Annotated in this window: 17 protein-coding genes and 1 pseudogene; 6 read left to right on the forward strand and 12 right to left on the reverse strand. The window is 74.0% G+C overall.

Going from position 1 to position 18,017, the window contains the following annotated elements:
* The 4 genes from ABIC30_RS17940 to ABIC30_RS17955 all read right to left on the reverse strand — a co-directional run bounded on the left by ABIC30_RS17940 (window position 1) and on the right by ABIC30_RS17955 (window position 2,770).
* Window positions 1-750, reverse strand: coding sequence for a DUF1223 domain-containing protein (locus tag ABIC30_RS17940; protein WP_132366848.1), 750 nt, complete (start codon window positions 748-750; stop codon window positions 1-3).
* Window positions 751-820: 70 nt separating this feature from the next.
* Complete coding sequence (locus ABIC30_RS17945; protein ID WP_354455868.1) at window positions 821-1,609, reverse strand: creatininase family protein; 789 nt, start codon at window positions 1,607-1,609, stop codon at window positions 821-823.
* A 133-nt stretch (window positions 1,610-1,742) separates the two neighbouring features.
* Window positions 1,743-2,276, reverse strand: a complete 534-nt coding sequence (locus ABIC30_RS17950) for a protein phosphatase CheZ (protein WP_020093693.1) — start codon at window positions 2,274-2,276, stop codon at window positions 1,743-1,745.
* A gap of 110 nt (window positions 2,277-2,386) precedes the next feature.
* Window positions 2,387-2,770 (reverse strand): response regulator, encoded by a 384-nt coding sequence (locus tag ABIC30_RS17955; protein WP_012317888.1) that lies wholly within the window; start codon window positions 2,768-2,770, stop codon window positions 2,387-2,389.
* A 276-nt stretch (window positions 2,771-3,046) separates the two neighbouring features.
* On the opposite strand from ABIC30_RS17955, the gene ABIC30_RS17960 reads away from it, so the two are divergent.
* Together ABIC30_RS17960 and ABIC30_RS17965 are read left to right on the forward strand one after the other, a co-directional pair.
* On the forward strand, window positions 3,047-4,033 hold the full coding sequence (locus tag ABIC30_RS17960; RefSeq protein WP_354455869.1) for a bifunctional riboflavin kinase/FAD synthetase: 987 nt from the start codon (window positions 3,047-3,049) through the stop codon (window positions 4,031-4,033).
* Between the two features lie 62 nt (window positions 4,034-4,095).
* A complete protein-coding gene (locus ABIC30_RS17965; protein WP_331326277.1) occupies window positions 4,096-4,314 on the forward strand; it encodes a DUF2093 domain-containing protein in 219 nt (72 codons plus the stop codon).
* A 3-nt stretch (window positions 4,315-4,317) separates the two neighbouring features.
* Here ABIC30_RS17965 and lpxK read toward each other — a convergent pair whose 3' ends face one another.
* From lpxK to ABIC30_RS17980, 3 genes are read right to left on the reverse strand one after another with little or no spacing between them, the layout of a single operon-like run.
* On the reverse strand, window positions 4,318-5,298 hold the full coding sequence (gene lpxK / locus ABIC30_RS17970) for a tetraacyldisaccharide 4'-kinase (protein WP_354455870.1): 981 nt from the start codon (window positions 5,296-5,298) through the stop codon (window positions 4,318-4,320).
* The gene (locus ABIC30_RS17975) at window positions 5,298-6,629 is read right to left on the reverse strand and encodes a 3-deoxy-D-manno-octulosonic acid transferase (RefSeq protein ID WP_354455871.1); all 1,332 of its coding nucleotides are present in this window, start codon (window positions 6,627-6,629) and stop codon (window positions 5,298-5,300) included. The genes lpxK and ABIC30_RS17975 overlap by 1 nt, the downstream gene beginning before the upstream one ends.
* On the reverse strand, window positions 6,626-7,411 hold the full coding sequence (locus ABIC30_RS17980) for a lysophospholipid acyltransferase family protein (protein ID WP_354455872.1): 786 nt from the start codon (window positions 7,409-7,411) through the stop codon (window positions 6,626-6,628). Before ABIC30_RS17980 ends, ABIC30_RS17975 begins: the two co-directional genes overlap by 4 nt.
* Window positions 7,412-7,706: 295 nt before the next feature.
* On the opposite strand from ABIC30_RS17980, the pseudogene ABIC30_RS17985 reads away from it, so the two are divergent.
* Both ABIC30_RS17985 and ABIC30_RS17990 read left to right on the forward strand, forming a co-directional pair.
* Window positions 7,707-8,198 (forward strand): annotated as a pseudogene (locus ABIC30_RS17985) (VIT1/CCC1 transporter family protein); the annotation flags it as partial.
* 61 nt (window positions 8,199-8,259) lie between these two features.
* Window positions 8,260-9,183 carry a metallophosphoesterase family protein gene (locus tag ABIC30_RS17990; protein WP_354455873.1) on the forward strand — a complete coding sequence of 308 codons (924 nt, stop codon included), beginning with the start codon at window positions 8,260-8,262 and terminating at the stop codon, window positions 9,181-9,183.
* Window positions 9,184-9,246: 63 nt separating this feature from the next.
* On the opposite strand, the gene ABIC30_RS17995 is transcribed toward ABIC30_RS17990, so the two are convergent.
* On the reverse strand, window positions 9,247-9,408 hold the full coding sequence (locus ABIC30_RS17995; RefSeq protein ID WP_012317896.1) for a hypothetical protein: 162 nt from the start codon (window positions 9,406-9,408) through the stop codon (window positions 9,247-9,249).
* Window positions 9,409-9,725: 317 nt separating this feature from the next.
* Here ABIC30_RS17995 and ABIC30_RS18000 point away from each other — a divergent pair, with 317 nt between their 5' ends.
* On the forward strand, window positions 9,726-11,120 hold the full coding sequence (locus ABIC30_RS18000) for an amidase family protein (RefSeq protein ID WP_354455874.1): 1,395 nt from the start codon (window positions 9,726-9,728) through the stop codon (window positions 11,118-11,120).
* Window positions 11,121-11,193: 73 nt separating this feature from the next.
* The gene (locus tag ABIC30_RS18005) at window positions 11,194-11,358 is read left to right on the forward strand and encodes a hypothetical protein (RefSeq protein WP_165923085.1); all 165 of its coding nucleotides are present in this window, start codon (window positions 11,194-11,196) and stop codon (window positions 11,356-11,358) included.
* A 17-nt stretch (window positions 11,359-11,375) separates the two neighbouring features.
* Here ABIC30_RS18005 and ABIC30_RS18010 read toward each other — a convergent pair whose 3' ends face one another.
* The 4 genes from ABIC30_RS18010 to ABIC30_RS18025 are packed head-to-tail and all read right to left on the reverse strand — an operon-like array spanning window position 11,376 to window position 17,917.
* Window positions 11,376-12,518: a M20/M25/M40 family metallo-hydrolase gene (locus ABIC30_RS18010; protein ID WP_354455875.1), complete on the reverse strand. Its 1,143-nt coding sequence runs from the start codon at window positions 12,516-12,518 to the stop codon at window positions 11,376-11,378.
* On the reverse strand, window positions 12,515-13,987 hold the full coding sequence (locus ABIC30_RS18015; RefSeq protein WP_354455876.1) for a M81 family metallopeptidase: 1,473 nt from the start codon (window positions 13,985-13,987) through the stop codon (window positions 12,515-12,517). The genes ABIC30_RS18010 and ABIC30_RS18015 overlap by 4 nt, the downstream gene beginning before the upstream one ends.
* A gap of 31 nt (window positions 13,988-14,018) precedes the next feature.
* Window positions 14,019-16,376, reverse strand: a complete 2,358-nt coding sequence (locus ABIC30_RS18020) for a penicillin acylase family protein (protein WP_354455877.1) — start codon at window positions 16,374-16,376, stop codon at window positions 14,019-14,021.
* Window positions 16,373-17,917, reverse strand: coding sequence for an acetolactate synthase large subunit (locus tag ABIC30_RS18025; RefSeq protein ID WP_354455899.1), 1,545 nt, complete (start codon window positions 17,915-17,917; stop codon window positions 16,373-16,375). Before ABIC30_RS18025 ends, ABIC30_RS18020 begins: the two co-directional genes overlap by 4 nt.
* Window positions 17,918-18,017: the final 100 nt, after the last annotated feature.

Genomic DNA, 18,017 nt, shown 5'->3' on the forward strand with positions numbered 1-18,017 from the left:
TCATCGCACGGCCTCCCGGACCGTCGCGGCGTGCGACGTTGCGGGAGACGCGGCGAGTCGCGCGGCGCCCAGGATCCGCCCGTCCTCGGACTGGAGCAGCAGGGCCGCCGTCTCGCCCTCGGGACGCGCCGACGCGAAGGTCGCGGCGGAGCCGGACCAGCGCCCGAGGTCGCGCACCGACCGGACGATGTTGGCCTGCTCGATGGTGCGCCCGGCATTCTCGCCGCGCAGCACGCGGGTGGTGTGGCTCGGATCGTACCCGATCAGGAGGACGCGGCCCGCGGCGCCGCCGGCCCCGGCACCGATCTGCGCGACGACCTGCTCGCCGTCGCGGGCCAGCGTCACGGGAATGCCGGGCCCGGCCTGCCGGGCGCGCGCGATCGCGGCGCGCAGGCCGGCCTCGTCGGAGCCGACCAGCCCGACCTGCCCGTCGATCACCGCCTGCGGCGTGTAGGTGGGTCCGCCGAGACGGGCCGCGTAGGCCTCCTGGCGGGCGGTGGCGGCCGGCAGGGCGTAGCGATCGCGCCAGTCGAGATGGTTCCAGTAGGTGACGTGGAACGCGAGCGGCAGGACATCGCCCTGCGCCCCCGCCGGCTCGTGGGCGAGGCGGCCGATCAGCGCCTCCGCGGGCGGGCAGGAGGAGCAGCTCTGCGAGGTGAACAGCTCGACGACGACGGGGCGCTCCGCCGCGTCGGCCGGGTAGAGGCTGCCGCACAGCAGGGCGGCGGCGATCAAGAGGGCAGGGCGCATGGCCGGAACTCCCGCACGCCGGCGGTTCGGACCCGGCGTACCGGCTCCTTCGGCGGCGGCGCGGCGGCGGTTACACCGGCGGCGCGAGTTCGAAGGCGTCGACGTCGCGCAGCAGGGCGACGAAGGCCCGGGCGCCGTGGTCGAGCGCCGCGCGGCCCGCCTCGGCCGTGCCGAGCCGCGCGTCGCCCATGGCGCCCGAAGCCTGGAGATCGCCGGCCTTCCACGCGAAGGCGGCGGGGCGGCCGGCGCGCAGGTGGGTGAAGTCGCGGATCATCGACAGCGTGCGCGGCGGGAAATCCGCGACCCGGTCGGTCCGGACGAGGTCCGGCCGCAGGGCCAGCATCAGCGCCGTCTCGATGCCGCCGGCGTGGATGCCGTGGGCGATCTCGTCCGCCGGGAACAGACCCTCGGGATAGCCGAGCCGCGCCCAGGATGTCGTGACCGCGACCATGCCGAACCGGGCGCGCAGCTCGCCCGCCACGAGATCGATGAGCGCGCTGTTACCGCCGTGGCTCGTGACGATCACCAGCTTGCGGCAGCCGGCGCGGTGGACGGCCGCGCCGATGCCCGTCCAGGCGGCCAGCGCCGTCCCGGTCTCCAGGGAGAGCGTGCCGGGAAACGCGTCGTGCTCGTCGGACTTGCCCACCGGCTGGACCGGCAGCAGCAGCACGTCGAGATCCGCCGGCACGCCGTCGCGCACCCGGGCGAGGTAGCCCTCGGCGATCACGGTGTCGGTCGCGAGGGGGAGGTGGGGACCGTGCTGCTCGACGGCGGCCACCGGCAGCACGGCGACCGCGCGACCCATGTCCCGTTGGGTGAAGTCTTCGGTGGTCAGCTCGGACCAGAACTGCGCCGTCATCTCTGCCGCGGCCTCCGCCCGCCCCGCACGCGGCGGGTCCGGAAGGCGATCTAGCCGGCAGGCCGGCGCCGAGTCGACCGTCGCGCCGGCGATCCTTCCTCAGACAACCGGTCCCGCGCCCGCCCGGATCGCGTCAGGCGAACAGCGCGTCGATGTCGTCCTGGGAGGGCGTGGCGTCCACGGCCTGCGGGCCGTTCAGCATGAGGTCCTCGGCCCGGGTCCGCCGGGCACGCTCGGCGGGATCCATGGAGGCCGCGTCGCGGGCCTTCACGGCGCCGACGAAGCGGGCGAGGCGCTGCTCGAACAGGCGCAGCGACTCGACCACCTTGGCGATCCGCTGACCGGTGATGTCCTGGAACGCGCAGGCCTCGAAGATCGTGTTGATGCGCTCCTCGACCGCGTCGCGGTAGCCCGGCCCGTCGGGCAGGCCGAGCATCGCCTCGGCAGCCTCCATGATGGTGTTGGTGGCGCCGGCGGTCGCCTCCACGACGCTGCCGAGCTCCTCGTGCGCCATGGGGATCCGGTCGCGACTCATCTCGTTCGCGCGCAGCGCCCCGATCTCCTCGCGGAGATGGGCGATGTAATCCGCGATCTCGATCAGCTCGGAGATCACGGTCTGCGGCTCGCGAAGCCGCAGATCGGTCTGCCGTGCGGCGGCTGACGACATGCTCTCCTCCTCGGATCTGTGGCCGTCCTCGCCGGCCACGCCACGTCTCGGCGTCCGGCGGCGCGGGAGCGATCCGTCCGGACGCGCGGTGGTCGAAGACGGGAGACCGGTCAGCTGCCGCAGACCGCCTCGATCTTCGACTTCAGCGTGGCCGCGTTGAAGGGCTTGACGATGTAGTTGTTCACGCCGGCCTTCTTGGCCGCGATCACGTTCTCGGTCTTCGATTCGGCCGTCACCATGATGAACGGCGTCGTGCGAAGATTTTCGTCGGCGCGCACGTGACGCAGCAGCTCGTAGCCGGTCATCGGCTCCATGTTCCAGTCGGAGATGACCAGCCCGTACTTGCGACCCTTCAGTCGCGCGAGGGCCTCGGTCCCGTCGGAAGCGTCGTCGACCTCCTCGAAGCCGAGCTGCTTCAGTAGATTGCGAATAATGCGGACCATCGTCTGGTAATCGTCGACAACGAGGATCGGCATGCTCAGGTCGAGAGCCATCGAACAACTGCTCCGTATTGCCCGGCGGGAAGCCGCGGCGGCTCCCGGATAGATTAACGCTTCGCTAACGCTGCAATTTAGCTGCGCTGCACAGCATTTCAAATAGGGCATGCGCATTGCGAAGCCGTTAATCGGCGCGGGCGACGCATGGCCGCCCGCGCGGCGTCGCCTCGCTTGACCCTCCGGGCGCCTTTCGGCAGGGTCCGGCCGCGTCGGGCCCCTCGCGGACATGTCAGGCGACCCTATCCGACCCTTCCGAGCACTCGACCCGAACCGATGGCCACAGGCGACGACACGGCCGCGCGACCCTTCACGATCTGCCGCGCCGACGCCCCCGTCCCGCCGGCCCTGGCCGGGGCCGTGGCGGCGATCGGCAACTTCGACGGCGTCCATCTCGGGCACCGGATGCTCGTCGACAGCGTGCGCGCCGCCGCCCGCGCGGCCGGCCGGCCGTCCGCGATCCTGACCTTCGAGCCGCACCCGCGGGCCTACTTCACGCCGGACGCGCCGATGTTCCGGCTGACCGGCCTCGCCGCCAAGGAGATCGTGTTCGCGCATCTCGGCCTCGACGGGCTGATCGTGCGCCGCTTCGACGGGGCTCTGGCGGAGACCGGCGCCCGCGCCTTCGTGCTCGACTTCCTGAAGCGGTCGCTGGGCCTGTCCGGCGTGGTCGTCGGACACGATTTCCACTTCGGCCGCGGCCGCGAGGGCACGCCCGCGATCCTGGCCGACCTCTGCCGGGAGGCGGGGATGAGCTGCCACATCGTGGCGCCGGTCGCCCTCGGCGGCGAGACCGAGCCGGTCTCCTCCAGCGCGATCCGCGCGGCCCTCGCGGCCGGCGATGTCGCCCGCGCCAACGCGCTGCTCGGCTACCGCTGGTTCGTCCTCGGCGCAGTCCGCCACGGCGACAAGCGCGGCCGCCAGCTGGGTTTCCCCACCGCAAACGTGATGCTGCCCGATTGCGGGCTCGCGCACGGCATCTACGCAGTGCGGGTCCGCCTGGCCTCGGGCGCGTTCCGCGACGGCGTGGCGAGCTACGGCCGCCGCCCGACCTTCGACGACGGCGCACCGTTGCTGGAGACCTACCTGTTCGACTTCTCCGGCGATCTCTACGGGCAGGACACCGCCGTGGAGTTCGTCGGGTACATCCGCGGCGAGGAGCGGTTTGCCAGCGCCGAGGCGCTGGTCGAGCGGATGCATGTCGACGCGGCCACGGCCCGGACCATGCTGGCACGGGATGAGACCCCGTCGATGCTGACCTGAGCCCCGCGGGCATCGCGGCGCGCGCGGATCGTGTAGAAGGCACCATCGAGCAGGAGGCGGACGTGCTGGGTCGTTACGAGCGCGCGAACAACGGCGAGGCGGTCGTCGAGTACGGCGACGGCACCATGCGGGTGGTCAAGCCCGGCAGCTTCGTGCGCTGCGCGGTGACCGGCGAGCCGATCCCGCTGGACGCCCTGCGCTACTGGAGCGCCGCCCGCCAGGAGGCCTACGTCTCCCCCGAGGCGATCCTGACGCGGCTGAAGGAAACCGGCCGCCCCTGACGGTCACGGCGCGCCGAGCGCGCCGCGGATCTGCCGGCGCAGGGCGGCCGCGTCGTCGAGCGCGAGGCGGACGCGCAGCACCCGCACGCCCGCCGCGAAGGCCGGCGGCAGGCGCACCGTGTCCTTCTCGGTGGTGACGAGCGCGGCGTCGAGGCGCCGGGCCGCCTCGGAAAGCGCCGCCAGCTCGCGCGCCCGGTAGGGATGATGGTCGGGGTAGGGGCGCGTCCCGACGATCACCGCCCCCGTCTCGGCCAGGGTCGCGAAGAACTTCTCCGGGCGGCCGATCCCCGCGAAGGCGAGGCAGCGGCGGCCGGCCAGGTCGTCCGTCTCCGGGACGAGGCGCGCCCGGTGGACGGGCAGGTCGCGCCGCGCGGCCGCCCGGGCGACCGCCTCGCCCCCGGCCCCGTCGCCGATCACGATCAGGCCGCCGACATGCGGCCACTGCCGGGCGAGCGGCGCGCGCAGCGGCCCCGCCGGGAACGGCAGGCCGTTGCCGAGGCCGGCGGGTCCGTCGACCACCGCGAGGCTGAGGTCCTTGGCGAGGCTCGGATTCTGGAGGCCGTCATCCATCACGACGACGTCGGCGCCGAGGCTCCGGCACAGGGCGGCCCCGGCCGGGCGGTCGCGGGCGACGATCGCGGGCGCGAGGCGGGCGAGGAGCAGCGGCTCGTCGCCGACATCGGCGGCGGCGTGGTGCGCGGGATCGACCCGCACCGGACCCGCGAGCCGGCCGCCGTAGCCGCGCGACAGGAAGGCCGGCGCGGCGCCGAGTTCGGCGACGAGGCCCGCGACCGCCAGGGCGGCCGGCGTCTTGCCGGCACCGCCGAGGGTGAAGTTGCCCAGGCACAGGACCGGGCAGCCGGCCCGCGCGCCGGGGCGGTCCATCCGCCGCGCCACGAGCGCCCCGTAGGCCGCGCCGACCGGCGCCAGCGCGCGCGCGGCCGGATGATCCGGCCCCGCGGCCCAGAAGGCCGGCGGTCGCATCAGGCCCGCGCGAGCGGGCGCGCGGGGCTGCCGCGATCGAGGCGCTGGAGCTTCATCTGCGCCACGAACGGATCGAGGACCGCGAGCGTGCGCGCCACCGCCCCCTCGAACGGCTCCAGGGCACGCTGCCCGGCGCGGGCCATGTCGGCGAGGCGCTCCCGGTCGCCGAGGAGCTCGGCGGCGACCGCCGCCAGCTCGACGCCGTCGCGCACCGGCATGGCGCCGCCGGCGCGGTCGAGGGCGTGGTAGATCACGCCGAAATTCTCGGTGTGCGGCCCGTGAAGCACCGCCGAGTCGATCCGCAGCGGCTCGATCGGGTTTTGGCCGCCCCGCGGGACCAGGGAACCGCCGAGGAACACCAGGGGGCTGAGGCGGTAGAACAGCCCCAGCTCGCCGATCGTGTCGGCGACGTAGACCTCGGTCGAGGGATGGGGCCGCCCGCCGGCGGACCGCTGCGCGCTGCGCAGGCCGACGGCGTTCGCGCAGGCGACGGCCTCGCCCCCCCGGGCCGGGTGGCGCGGGGCGATGATGGTCAGGAGCTGGGGGAACTGCGCCTTGAGCATCGCGTGCGCGTAGGCGACCATGGCCTCCTCGCCGGAATGCGTGCTCGCCGCGACCCAGACCGGCCGGCCGGCCACCATGGATCCCAGATAGGCGAGCTGCTGCGCGTCGGCCGGCGGCACCGAGGCGTCGAATTTCAGGTTGCCGGCGATGCTCACCCGCGGCGCGCCGAGCTTGGCGAAGCGCTCGCCGTCCTCCTGGGTCTGTGTGAGGCAGATCGCGATCCGCGCCAGGAGCGCCTTCGCGGTGCGCGGGCAGCGCTCCCAGCCCCGGAACGAGCGCTCCGACATGCGCCCGTTGACCAGGATCAGCGGGATCTCGCGCTCGTCGAGCGCCAGGATCGTGTTCGGCCAGATCTCCGACTCGGCGATCACCGCGAGGTCCGGCTGCCAGTGGTCGAGGAACCGTCCGACCCAGCGCGGCGCGTCCAGGGGCATGTACTGATGCACCGCGCCCGGAGGCAGCCGGACGCCGACCAGCTCGGCGGCCGCGCGCGTGCCGGTGGTGACGAGGACCGAGAAGCCGCGGGCGATCATGCCCTCGACGAGCCCGATCAGCGACAGGGCTTCGCCGACGCTGGCGCCGTGCATCCAGGCGAGCGGCCCGACCGGCCGGGCCCGGCCCGGCAGGCCCCGCCGCTCCGGGAGCCGGCGCGGATCCTCCTTGCCGCGCTGCGCGCGCCACGCGAGCAGGCCCGTCAGCGCCGGCTCGCCGATGCGCAGGCCGGCCCGGTAGGCCTGTAGCGGCAGGGTCACGGAGGGGCGCCTCACGCGAGGTCTCCCACCGGCGCCTGCCCGATCTCGGGGACCTGGTCGCGGTAGAGCGCCGCCCGGTCGGCGCGCCCGACGAGGGCGTAGGCACGGGCATGGACCCGGTTCATCTCGGCCTCGACGAAGCGGCGGAGCGTCTCGAACGCCTCGCCCTCGCAGTCCCGCGGGACGTAGATCGGGTCGCCCAGCACGATCGCGCCGCGGCCGAAGGGCAGCCCGAGGCAGGCCCGGTCCCACGAACTGAAGCGCAGGTGCCGGCTCGTCACCACGGCCGCCGGGACGATCGGCCGGCCGGAGAAGCGCGCGAGGGTGAGAATCCCGGCATCGCACCGGCGGGAGACCTTCGGCACGTCGGCGCTGAAGGCCACGGATTCGCCGGCCTTCAGCGCCCGCAGCATCGCCCGCAAGCCCTCCGCGCCGCCCTTGGCGCGCTGATCGGTGGCGCGGCCGCGGCCGCGGGCGCCGGAGGCGCGCATCACGCGGACGCCGAAGCGCTCCAGCGCGATGGTGTTGATGTTCCCGTCCGGGTTCCGCGAGATGATCGTCGCCACGCGGTCGCCCGGCCGGCGCAGGAGCGGCATCATGATGTGCTGGCCGTGCCACATGCCGAGGATCAGCGGCGTGCGCGCGTCGATCCACCCGTCCGCCGCGCCCGCGGACGCCTCACCCGCGTGGATCTCGAAGCGGTTGGTGAGGCGCACGAGCCGCAGATAGGTCGCCGCGAGACGGCCGAGGAGGCGTTGCACGGGGGGCTGGCGGAGGAGACGCTTACCGAGGCTCATGTCACGCTTGGGGCGGGCCGGCGTGCCGCCGCCCGATCAGGTCCGGATCGAATTCGACCGCGCATGGTCTAGCTCCCGCTCCGGAGACGAGACAATCGGCCTCGTCCACAACCACACGGTTAGGCCGCCGGGATCGGCGGGCGTTCCGACGCCGCGGATGCTCCCGCGGCGCGGCGAAAACACGGCAGCGGGCCTTGTTTAGATCAATTCCAGACTATAGATTGGAATGGATCCAAAGAAGGAGATTCGCATGGCCGCCGCCCTCGACAGCGCCGCCGACCTGCACGCCGAGGCGCGCCGCGCCTTCGTGCTGCGCTACGTGCAGCCCGGCCTCGCCGGCCTGATCGACGGCTCGGTCTCGACCCTCGCGCCGATCTTCGCGGCGGCCTTCGCCACCGGTCACAACGGCGCGACCTTCCTGGTGGGGCTCGCGGCCTCGGTCGGGGCCGGCATCAGCATGGGGTTCACCGAGGCCCTGTCGGACGACGGCGCCGTCACCGGCCGCGGCGATCCGTGGCTGCGCGGCCTGGTCTGCGGGGCGATGACCACGCTGGGCGGCCTCGGCCACACGCTGCCCTACGCGATCCCCGACACGCTCCCGGCCGGCTGGCCGAACCCGTTCGTCCTGGCCACGAGCCTCGCGGTTCTGGTGGTGATCGTGGAACTCGCGGTCATCGCGGCGATCCGCACGCGCTTCATGGCGACGCCGTTCTGGCGCGCGGCCCTGCAGGTCATGCTCGGCGGCGCGCTGGTGCTGGTGGTCGGGATGCTGATCGGAAGCGCTTGACGGGACGCGCCGCGCCCGCGATGCGGGGCGCCTTTCCCCGTGTCGAGGGTGACCACCGGCGTTGACCTTCCGCCTCGCCCATCTCAGCGATCCGCATGTCGGGCCCCTCGGGCCGGTGCGCCTCCGCCAGCTCCTCGGCAAGCGCGCCACCGGCTACGCCAACTGGCGGCGGGGGCGCTCGCGCAGCCACGACATGACCGTGCTGGAGGCCCTGGTCACCGACCTGAAGGCGCAGGAGGCCGGGCACGTCGCCTGCACGGGCGACCTGTGCAACATCGGCCTGCCCAGCGAGTGGGAGACCGCCCGCACGTTCCTGGAAGCCCTCGGATCCCCCGAAGCGGTGAGCTTCGTGCCGGGCAACCACGACGCCTATGTCCGCGGCTCCCTGGAAGGCCTGCTCGCCGCCTGCGGCCGCTACACGGGGGACGATTCGGGCTCCTGGGGCCACTTCCCGTACCTGCGGCGCCGCGGCCCGCTGGCCCTGGTCGGCCTGTCCAGCGCGATCCCGACGAAGCCCTTCGTGGCGACCGGCCGCCTCGGCGCGTCGCAGCTCGCCGCGGCCGAGACCCTGCTCCGCGCCCTGGCCACCGAGCCCGGTCGGCCGTTCCGTGTGGTGATGATCCACCATCCGCCGCAGCCCGGCGGCGCCTCGCCGGGGCGCGAGCTCAAGGACGCGGCGGCGTTCACCGCGATGATCGGGCGAGCCGGCGCGGACCTGATCCTGCACGGTCACAATCACGTCACCAGCACTGCCCGGATCGCGGGGCCGGACGGGCGGACCGTCCCGGTCATCGGAGCTCCCTCCGCCTCGGCGCGCGCGGACGGTCACGGCGCGATCGCGTCGCGCCGGGCCTCCTACCTGCTGTTCGAGATCGGCCGGGTGGACCAGGGGTTCTCGGTCACGGCCCGTCGGCGGGGCCTCGACGCGTCGGGCACCGTGGGCGATCTCGGCACGCTCGACCTCGGCGCGCCGGGCGGAGCCTGAGGGCGTGAGCCGGCACGGCCGTCGTGACGGCGGCGCCGGCCCAATGATCGGCAACGATGCGGTTCAGATGCCGGCGACCGCGAGGTCGGCGCGCTGCTGTCGGCTGAGACTTGCTTCGTAGCGCTCGGCCTGGAGGCGGGTGAGACCGCATATCAACGCGAGTGTTCCGCGATACACGGTATAGGTGCCGTCGTGAGTCGGCCTGACGCGAATCACCTCTGCCATGGGAGCCTGCCTTATGCTGGAGGTTGCCTGCTTTCGTCTGAGGAAATCGTCCCTTCTCGCTGGATTGGCCGGTCGAACGCGCGAACGAGGGCGAGGTTATCAGTCGTTCCAGAGGTGGCAAGGGTCGTATACGTCGAAATGCTTAGGTCCTTCTGCTGCAATGCGGCAAAGCCTTGGCCGGCCACGCGATCCGCGGGTGCGCAAAAAAGCGGCCGCCGTCTTGCATTTTGAATATGCTGCGCGGGCCGGCCGGGAGCCGCCCGGGCGGTGCGAATCGTAGGATGGATCCCGCCCATCCGGGCGCGAAAGGACACCCCATGCAGCTCTGGCGTCTGACGGCGACCGACCTCGCGGCCCTGATCCGCTCCGGCCAGGTCTCGGCCCGGGAGGTGGCGCGGGACGCCCTCGACCGGCTCGACGCGGTCAACGGGCGGATCAACGCCGTGGTCGAGCACCGGCCCGAGGACGTGCTGGCGCAGGCGGACGCGGTGGACGCCGCCCGGGCGCGCGGCGAGGCCCCCGGTCCGCTGGCGGGCGTGCCGGTCACCGTCAAGGTCAACGCCGACCAGCGCGGCTTCGCGACGACGAACGGGCTGCGCCTCCAGCGCGATCTCGTGGCGACGGACGACAATCCCGTCGTCGCCAACCTGCGCCGGGCCGGCGCCGTGCTGCTCGGGCGGACCAACACCCCGGCCTTCTCGCTGCGCTGGTTCACCACGAACCAACTCCACGGCGATACCAAGAATCCCCGCGACCCGGCGCTGACGCCCGGCGGCTCTTCCGGGGGCGCCGGCGCCGCGGTGGCGGCCGGGATCGGCGCCATCGCGCACGGCACCGACATCGCCGGCTCGGTGCGCTACCCGGCCTATGCCTGCGGGGTGCACGGGCTGCGCCCGAGCCTGGGCCGGATCCCGGCCTGGAACGCGTCCTCGCCCGAGCGCGGCATCGGTCCCCAGCTGATGGCGGTCTCCGGCCCGCTCGCCCGCAGCATCGCCGACGTGCGCCTCGGCCTCGAGGTCATGGCGGCGCCCGACCCGCGCGACCCGTGGTGGGTGCCGGCACCGCTTGAGGGACCGCCCGTCGCGCGCGAGGTCGCGCTCTGCGTGCGGCCCGGGGGGCTCGCCACCGCACCGGAGGTCGAGGCCGCCCTGCGCGAGGCCGCGCGGCGCCTGCGCGAGGCCGGGTGGGCGGTCACGGAGATCGCCGACACCCCGCCGATCCGGGAGGCGTGCGAGCTCCAGCTCCAGCTCTGGCTCGGCGACGGCTACGCGGCGGTCCGGGCCGCGGCCGAGCGGGAAGGGGATCCGGCGGCGATCGGCCTCCTGGAGAGCTTCCGGCCGCGGGCCGAGGCGATGGCGCCCGACGCCATCGCCCGGGCGCTGACCCGGCGCGCGACGCTGGCGCGGGACTGGGCGCTGTTCCTGGCCGAGAACCCCGTGCTGCTGGTCCCGGTCTCGGGAGAGTTGCCCTTCCCGGACGGGCTCGACCGCACCGGCGATGCCGGGATCGCCCGGGCCTTCGAGGCGAACCTGCTGCAGGTCGGGCTGGCGCCGATCGGCGTCCCGGCGCTCACGGTGACGACGGGCCTCGTCGGGCGGACACCCGTCGGCGTGCAGCTGGTCGCCGCCCGCTACCGGGAAGACCTCTGCCTCGCGGCCGGCGCGGCGATCGAGGCCGGCGGCGTGCCGGACATGCCGGTCGACCCGGCCTGAGGCGGAACCGCGTCCGCCGGAACCGAACCGTCGCTGCTCCGCTTTTACAACCATTGGTTGCAGAAGGCGCCGCATGTCGATGATCGCCACCGGCGGGTGCCTCGGAAGCACCCTGCTCTGTCTCCTGACCGCGTCGTCGGGACCGCTCCTCGCCCTGGCGGGCTTCTTCGGCGGCGGCACGGCCGGGGGCCTGCTGGGCGCACTGGCGGTCGCGGCCCTCGGCCGGGGTCGCGCCTGATCGCGGTGCGGCCGGCCTCAGGGCCGGCCGGCGGCGCCGAGGTTGGCGAGCAGGGCCGCGAAGAGCCGGGCCCGCTGCGGCAGGGTCTCGATCAGCACGTGCTCCTCCAGGGTGTGGTAGCCCTGGCCCAGCGGTCCGAGCCCGTCGAGGGTCGGGATGCCGTTGGCGCCGGTGAAGTTGCCGTCCGAGCCGCCGCCGGCGCTGCGATGGGGCAGGGGCTGGCCGAGCGCCTCGCTCAGCGCACGCGCCTGCTCGTAGAGCGCCATGCAGCCGGCATCCGGCTCCCAGACCGGCCGGGTCACGCCGCGGGTCACGGTGAAGCGGACGCCGTCCTCCTCGCCCGACAGGGCCAGCATCCGCGCGACGCCGCGGTCGAGGTCGGCCTGCCGCTTGGCCATGCTGAGCGCCTGCCCGCGGCAGACAGTGGGGACGCAGTTCACCCACTGCCCGCCCGAGACGATCCCGGTCGAGACGGTGCAGTCGGCATCCGACAGCGCGTCGATGGCGAGGATCTTGCGCGCCATCGCGCGGATCGCCGAGCGCCCCTCGTGGGGCGAGGCGCCGGCGTGGCTCGGGCGGCCCAGGGCCTCGAGGTCGAAGCGGGCGATGGCGTAGCGGCCGGTGACGACCCCGTTCTCGGGCTGGCCGGGTTCGGGCACCAGCACGACGGCGTGGCGGGCGGCCTCCGCCTCGATCAGGTCGCGGGTGGAGGGGCTGCCGATCTCCTCGTCGCCGGTGAACAGGACGGTCACCGGCAGCGGCGTCTCGATCCCGGCCGCCGCCAGGGCGCGGATCGCCGCGAGCGCGATGACGTTGCCGCCCTTCATGTCGAGGATGCCGGGACCGTAGGCGCGGTCGCCCTCGATCCGCCACGGCAGGCTCCCGAGGGTGCCGACCGGATGCACCGTGTCGAGGTGGCCGAGCACCAGGATGCCGGGCGCGTCGCGGTCCCGGTGCGGGAACCGGGCGCGGACGCAGTCGCTCAGGCCCATGCGGCCCGGGATCGTCTCGACGGTCGCCCCGAGAAGCGCGAGGTCGCGGGCGGCGACGCCCATCATGCGATTGACCGCCGCCGCGTCGTGGGTAGGGCTCTCGCACAGCACCCAGGGCTGCAGGGTCGCGAGGATCTCGCGCGCGTCGAAGGACAGGTCCGGGATCATCGGGCGTTCTCCTCGGCGAACGGATCGGCGACACGCGGCCAGTAGAGGCCGGACCGCTTGGTGTAGGGGATCGCGCCGTAGTCCGGCGGGACGGCGCCGGGCGCCGCGACGTAGCGGACCTCGCTCGCGATCGGCGCGAAGGCGGCGTAGAAGTGCTGCATCGACTTCACCACGACGATCCGCTTGTCGTCGAGGCTCAGGCCGAGGCCCGTGAACGCGTCGGGCGCGAAGGCCTGCTGGCGCTTGTGGGTCAGCACCACGTGGATCCCGTCCGCCTCCACCCAGGCCGCGGGGCCGAGTTGGGCCCGGCCGCCGCTGAGGCCGGTCTGGCTGTGGTCGTCCGACAGGCCGCGGACCGTGACGCGCAGGTCCACCGGGTTCCCGGAGGTCACGCCGCACTTGCCGCCGATCCGGAGGGTGAAGGTCGCCCCGAGGCCGGCCTCGTGGCAGATGCCGACCGCGCCGGGATCCCAGATCAGGCCGAGCGCCACGTCCGCGATGCCCCGCTCGGCGAGGCGGGCGAGGATCGCGGTGTTGTCGGAGGGTGCGCCCGCGCCGGCATTGTCGGCGAAGTCGGCGAGCACCATCGGGCGCGGGTCGCCGGAGGCGAGCGCCCGGTCGATGGCCGCGTCGATCGTGTCGCAGTGGCTCGCCGCCTCCTCCCGCATCGCCCAGACGGCCCCGGCCAGCTCGTCGGCCAGCGCCTGCGCCTTGCCGGCATCGCCGTCGGCCACAACCAGCATCTTGGCGCCGACATCGGCCACGTCGCCCCAGGGGAAGCCATGCCCGAAGGAGACCGACAGGATGCCGTCGCGCCCCTCCAGCGCCTCCATGCGGCGAACGAAGCCTGCGACCGGCTCGCGGCTGGTGCGCCACATGTTGACGATCCGGCAGTCGGCGTAGGCCATCACCGGCCGGATGTTCTTCGCCACGGTCCGGACGACCAGGGGGTACAGGTCGCGGGCGCGGTCGACGATGTCGGTGTGGGGGTATTCCTTGTAGATCACGATGACGTCTGCGCTGGCCCGCATCGTCTCGGTGAGGTGGCAGTGGAGGTCGAGCTCGACGCCGATCGTGGCCTCCGGCCCCACGATGGCGCGGACCCGCTCCAGGGTGTCGCCCTCGCAGTCGTCGTAGCCCTCGGCCACCATGGCCCCGTGCATGAACAGCAGCACGGCGTCGACCGGCATCGCGGCCTCCAGATCCTCCAGCAGGGCGTCGCGCAGCTCCTCGTAGACGGCCCGCAGGGTGATCCCGCCGGGCTGCGCGAAGGTCGAGAGGCTCTCGACGACGGTGTGCCCGTCCGCCTCGGCCAGCGCGCGCCAGGCCTTGAGGCCGATATTGCTGAGGCTCGGCGGGTTCCGGCTGCCGTCCCGGCGGGCGTAGTCGGCGTGGAACGCCGACCGTCCGGTGGGCAGCGGCGCGAAGGTGTTGGTCTCGGTGGCGAGGCCGGCGATGAAGATCTTCAAGGTCCTGTCCCAATCCGTCCCGGCCGCCGGGTCAGGCGGGGCTCGGGGTCAGCGTGATGACCGTCTCGGTCGCCGCGTCCACGGCCGCGCGGCCGTAGAGCATCGGCACGTAGTCCTGGCGCCCCCAGACCGGGGCCAGGTCGGCGTAGTGCGGACTGCCCGGGTCGCCCGACTGGCCCGGCACGTTGATGAAGACCGAGCGGTCCCAGTCGCCCACGTCCACGACCATGCGGAACGAGGCGCCGTGGGTGAGCCGGAACGTGTCGGTCCGGTACTCCGCGTGCATGACCGATGCCGCGGCGCCGCCCACGGGCAGCGGGCCGACGTCCCAGCCGGATCCGGGCGCCAGGGCCGTCAGCGGGTGCGCGAACAGCGCGTGGTGCAGGCGACCCCAGGACCAGTCCGCAGGGTCGGCGCCCATCCGCTCCCGGCAGGTGCGAAGGCCGGCGCCGAGGGCGTCGGTGAGCAGGGACGCGCGGGTCGCCGGGTCGAGATCGGTCTCCAGCCGCTCGATCAGGCTCTGCGTGTCGCCGGGCGGGAGGAGGCGGCGTGTCCCGGCATCGGGCACGAGCGCCGCGACCAGGGCCGGGCGGAGGTGCCGCACCCAGACCACCTCGATGAGGGCGGCCGCCGCGGAGCCGTGGTGCAGCGCGCCGTCGAACGCGGCCAGCAGGGCCTGGGCCGCGGCGGCGTCGGGATCGCCCGCCGCCGGCAGGTCGCGCATCAGGTCGGCCAGCCGCCGGGCCGGCTCGGAGACCACGTCGCCCTGGAGCGCCCGCGAGTCCGCGAGGCTGTGCCGGTCCTGCCCGCCGAGGACCGCCCGGATGCGGCGGGCGCGCCAGGGCTCGGCCCACTCGAACCCGACCCTCCGGTCCTCCGCGGGATAGTCCGGCGGCAGGTTCATCTCGTTGGCGGTGGCGAGCCAGCCCGCTTCCGGATCGACGCTTCGGGGCAGGGCGGCGGGATCGTGGAAGCCGGCCCAGTCGTAGCGGCCGTCGCCCGGCGCCGGCAGCAACCCGTCGTGGCCGGGCCGCACCGGCGCCTTGCCGGCCATGAACCACGCGATCCGCCCCGACGCGTCGGCGTAGAGCTGGTTCACCGAGGGCGCCGACCAGTGGCGCAGGGCCTCGCCGAAGCCCTCGGGCGTCGTGGCGCCGAGATAGGCGAGGCTGCCGAGATAGGCGGCAGCGCCGGGCTCCGACCAGACGGTCCGCAGCGCGAAGGCGCGGCCCCTCTCCTCGCGGAGGACCGGCCCGTGCCGGGTGAAGCCGAGGATCACGGTCTCGTCCGGGCCGCCGCGCACCGGGATCCGCTCGGCGACGCGCGCGATCCGTTCCCAGCCGTCGCCGGAGCGGTAGCGGTCGGGATCGGCCGGGTCGGTCGCGCAGACGAACAGGTCCTCTTGATCGATCGGCGCGATGGTGAGGCTGAAGGCGGCCCGGCCGTTGTGGCCGATGGAGATGCCGGGCAGGGCCGGCTCACCGGCGCCGATCACGTCGAGGCCCGGCGCGGTGAGGTGGACGGCGTAGCGCAGCGAGGGCTGCAGGTAGACCCGGTGCGGGTCGCTCGCGAGGATCGGCCGCCCGGTGGCGGTGCGGGACGGCGCCACCGCCCAGTTGTTCGAGCCCTCGGCCGGCTCCTTCGCCGCGCCACGGGGGCCGCGCGTGACGGTTCCGTGCGCGTCGACCTTGGACCAGTCCCAGGCCTCGGCGCGCGTCGCCGCCATCCGGTCCGGGTCGAACCCCACCGTCGCCGTGGTCAGCCGGAAGGCGTCGAGGAGATCGTCCGGCCAGTCGGCGGCGTCGAGCCCGTCGGGGATGACCGGGTCGTGCGGCGGACTGATCCGCTTGCGCAGGTCGTCGACGGCCAGCCCGTCCGCCGGGCTCCGAGCCCGGGCGAGCACCCGCGCGCGGGCGACCTCGGAGAGGACGTTGCGGATCAGCGCGTGGCTGCGGATGCGCACCACGTCCTCCGGCTGCCACAGCGCCGGGCGCGTGTCCGTCACGGCGAATTCCGGCGGGCGCAGGTCGGGCCGCGCCTCGGTGAGGGCGACGTAAGCGTTGATCCCCGCCACGAAGGCGGTGACGATCGCCCGCGTGTCCTGCGGCCCGTAGGCCGCCCACTCGGCCGCCATGTCGCCGCGGTAGAGGAACAGCCGGGCGGCCCGGTCCTGGGCGAGGTAGCCGGGTCCGAAATCCCCCGCCAGCAGGCCGAGGCCGCGCTTGCGCCAGAGGTCGAGCTGCCAGAGCCGGTCCCGGGCGGCGTTGAACCCCTGCGCGCGGAACGCGTCGAGCGGGGTGCCGGCGCGGATATGCGCCAGCCCCCAGCGGTCGACGCGGATCTCCGCCGGCCCGTCGAGGCCGGGGAGGGCGTAGGCCGTCCCGCTCACAGAGCCACTTCGATGAGGTGCGGCCCCTTGCTGGTCAGCGCGTGCTGGAACGCCTCGATGAAGTCCGGCAGGGTCTCGACCCGCCGCCCCGCGACGCCGAAGCCGCGGGAGAGGCTCACCCAGTCGATGGCCGGATCGTCGAGGCTGAGCATGCCCAGCGCCTTCGGACCGGGATTGAGCGCGCCGACGTTGGTGAGCTCCGCCCGCAGGATCGCGTAGGAGCGGTTCGACCAGACGAGCGTCACCACGTCGAGGTGCTCGCGGGCCTGGGTCCAGAGCGCCTGCACCGTGTAGAGCCCACTGCCGTCGGCCTGCAGGTTGATGACCTTGCGGTCGGGGCAGGCCACCGCGGCGCCGGTCGCCATCGGGATGCCGAGGCCGATCGAGCCGCCGCTGAGCTGCAGCCAGGTGTGGGGCGCGGCGTCTCGGGTCAGGGCGAAGAAGTTGCGGCCCGTGGTGATCGACTCGTCGCAGATCACCGCGCCCTCGGGGATCAGCGCGCCGAGCACCTGCCCGATCGTGTCCTGGTCGAGGGGGCCGGAGGTCGGGAGCTTCGGGCGCGGCCCGACGGCGACCGGCTCGGCCGGCGGGGCCGCGACGGCCTCGGCGAGCCGCTCGAGGGCGTCGATCTGGTCCTCCTCGGGCGTGGCCAGCGTGATCGTGGTGCTGCCCTCCGGCGCCAGCAGGCTCGGCTTGCCCGGATAGGCGAAGAAGCCCACCGGCGGCGTCGCGCCGATCAGGATGATGTGGCGGAAGCCCTTCAGGGCCTCGATGCCCTGGTCGATCGGGTAGGGGAGGCGCTCGATCGGCACGGTGCCGGCGCCGCGATCGATCCGGGCGTTGGAGGTCATCGCCATCAGCCGGGCGCCGGTCTTGCGGGCGATCCGGTCCGCGATGACCCGGCCCTCGCCCCGCACGGCCCGGTCGCCGAGATGCAGGAGCACCGGCTCGCCGCTCTGGAGGGCCTTAACAGCCGCCGCGATTGCCTCGTCGCCGGCCCGCGCCCGCTCGGGGATCGGCGGCACCGGCGCGGGGCCGGCGCCGGGATCCCAGGCGGTGTTGGCCGGCAGGATCAGGGTCGCGACCTGTCCCGGGGCGGTCCGGGCGGCCGCGATGGCGGCGGCGCCGTCGGAGCCGATCTCGGTCGCGCTCATGCCGGTCCGCACCCAGGAGGACATCGGGTGGGCCAGCCCCTCGATGTCCGAGGTGAGCGGCGCGTTGTACTCGCGGTGGTAGGTGGCGTGCTCACCGACGATGTTGACGACGGGGGTGCGCGCCTTCTTGGCGTTGTGGAGGTTGGCCAGCCCGTTGGCGAGGCCGGGCCCGAGATGGAGCAGGGTCGAGGCCGGCTTGTCGGCCATGCGGGCGTACCCGTCGGCGGCGCCGGTCGCCCCGCCCTCGAACAGGAACAGGACGCAGCGCATGCCCTCGACCCGGTCGAGGGCGGCGACGAAGTGCATCTCGGAGGTGCCGGGATTGGTGAAGCAGACCTCGACCCCGCCCTCCACGAGGGTCCGGACCAAGCTCTCGGCCCCGTTCATGGCGCGCGGCGTCTCGTCGGTCACGGGCGTCTCCTTCGGGGGCCGGCCGTCCGGGCTGGCGACTCGCATTTTTTATTATCGTGGCGCAGCGGGCGCCACG

Origin of the sequence: Methylobacterium sp. 1030 (genome assembly GCF_040544715.1) — a bacterium.
Taxonomy (GTDB): domain Bacteria; phylum Pseudomonadota; class Alphaproteobacteria; order Rhizobiales; family Beijerinckiaceae; genus Methylobacterium.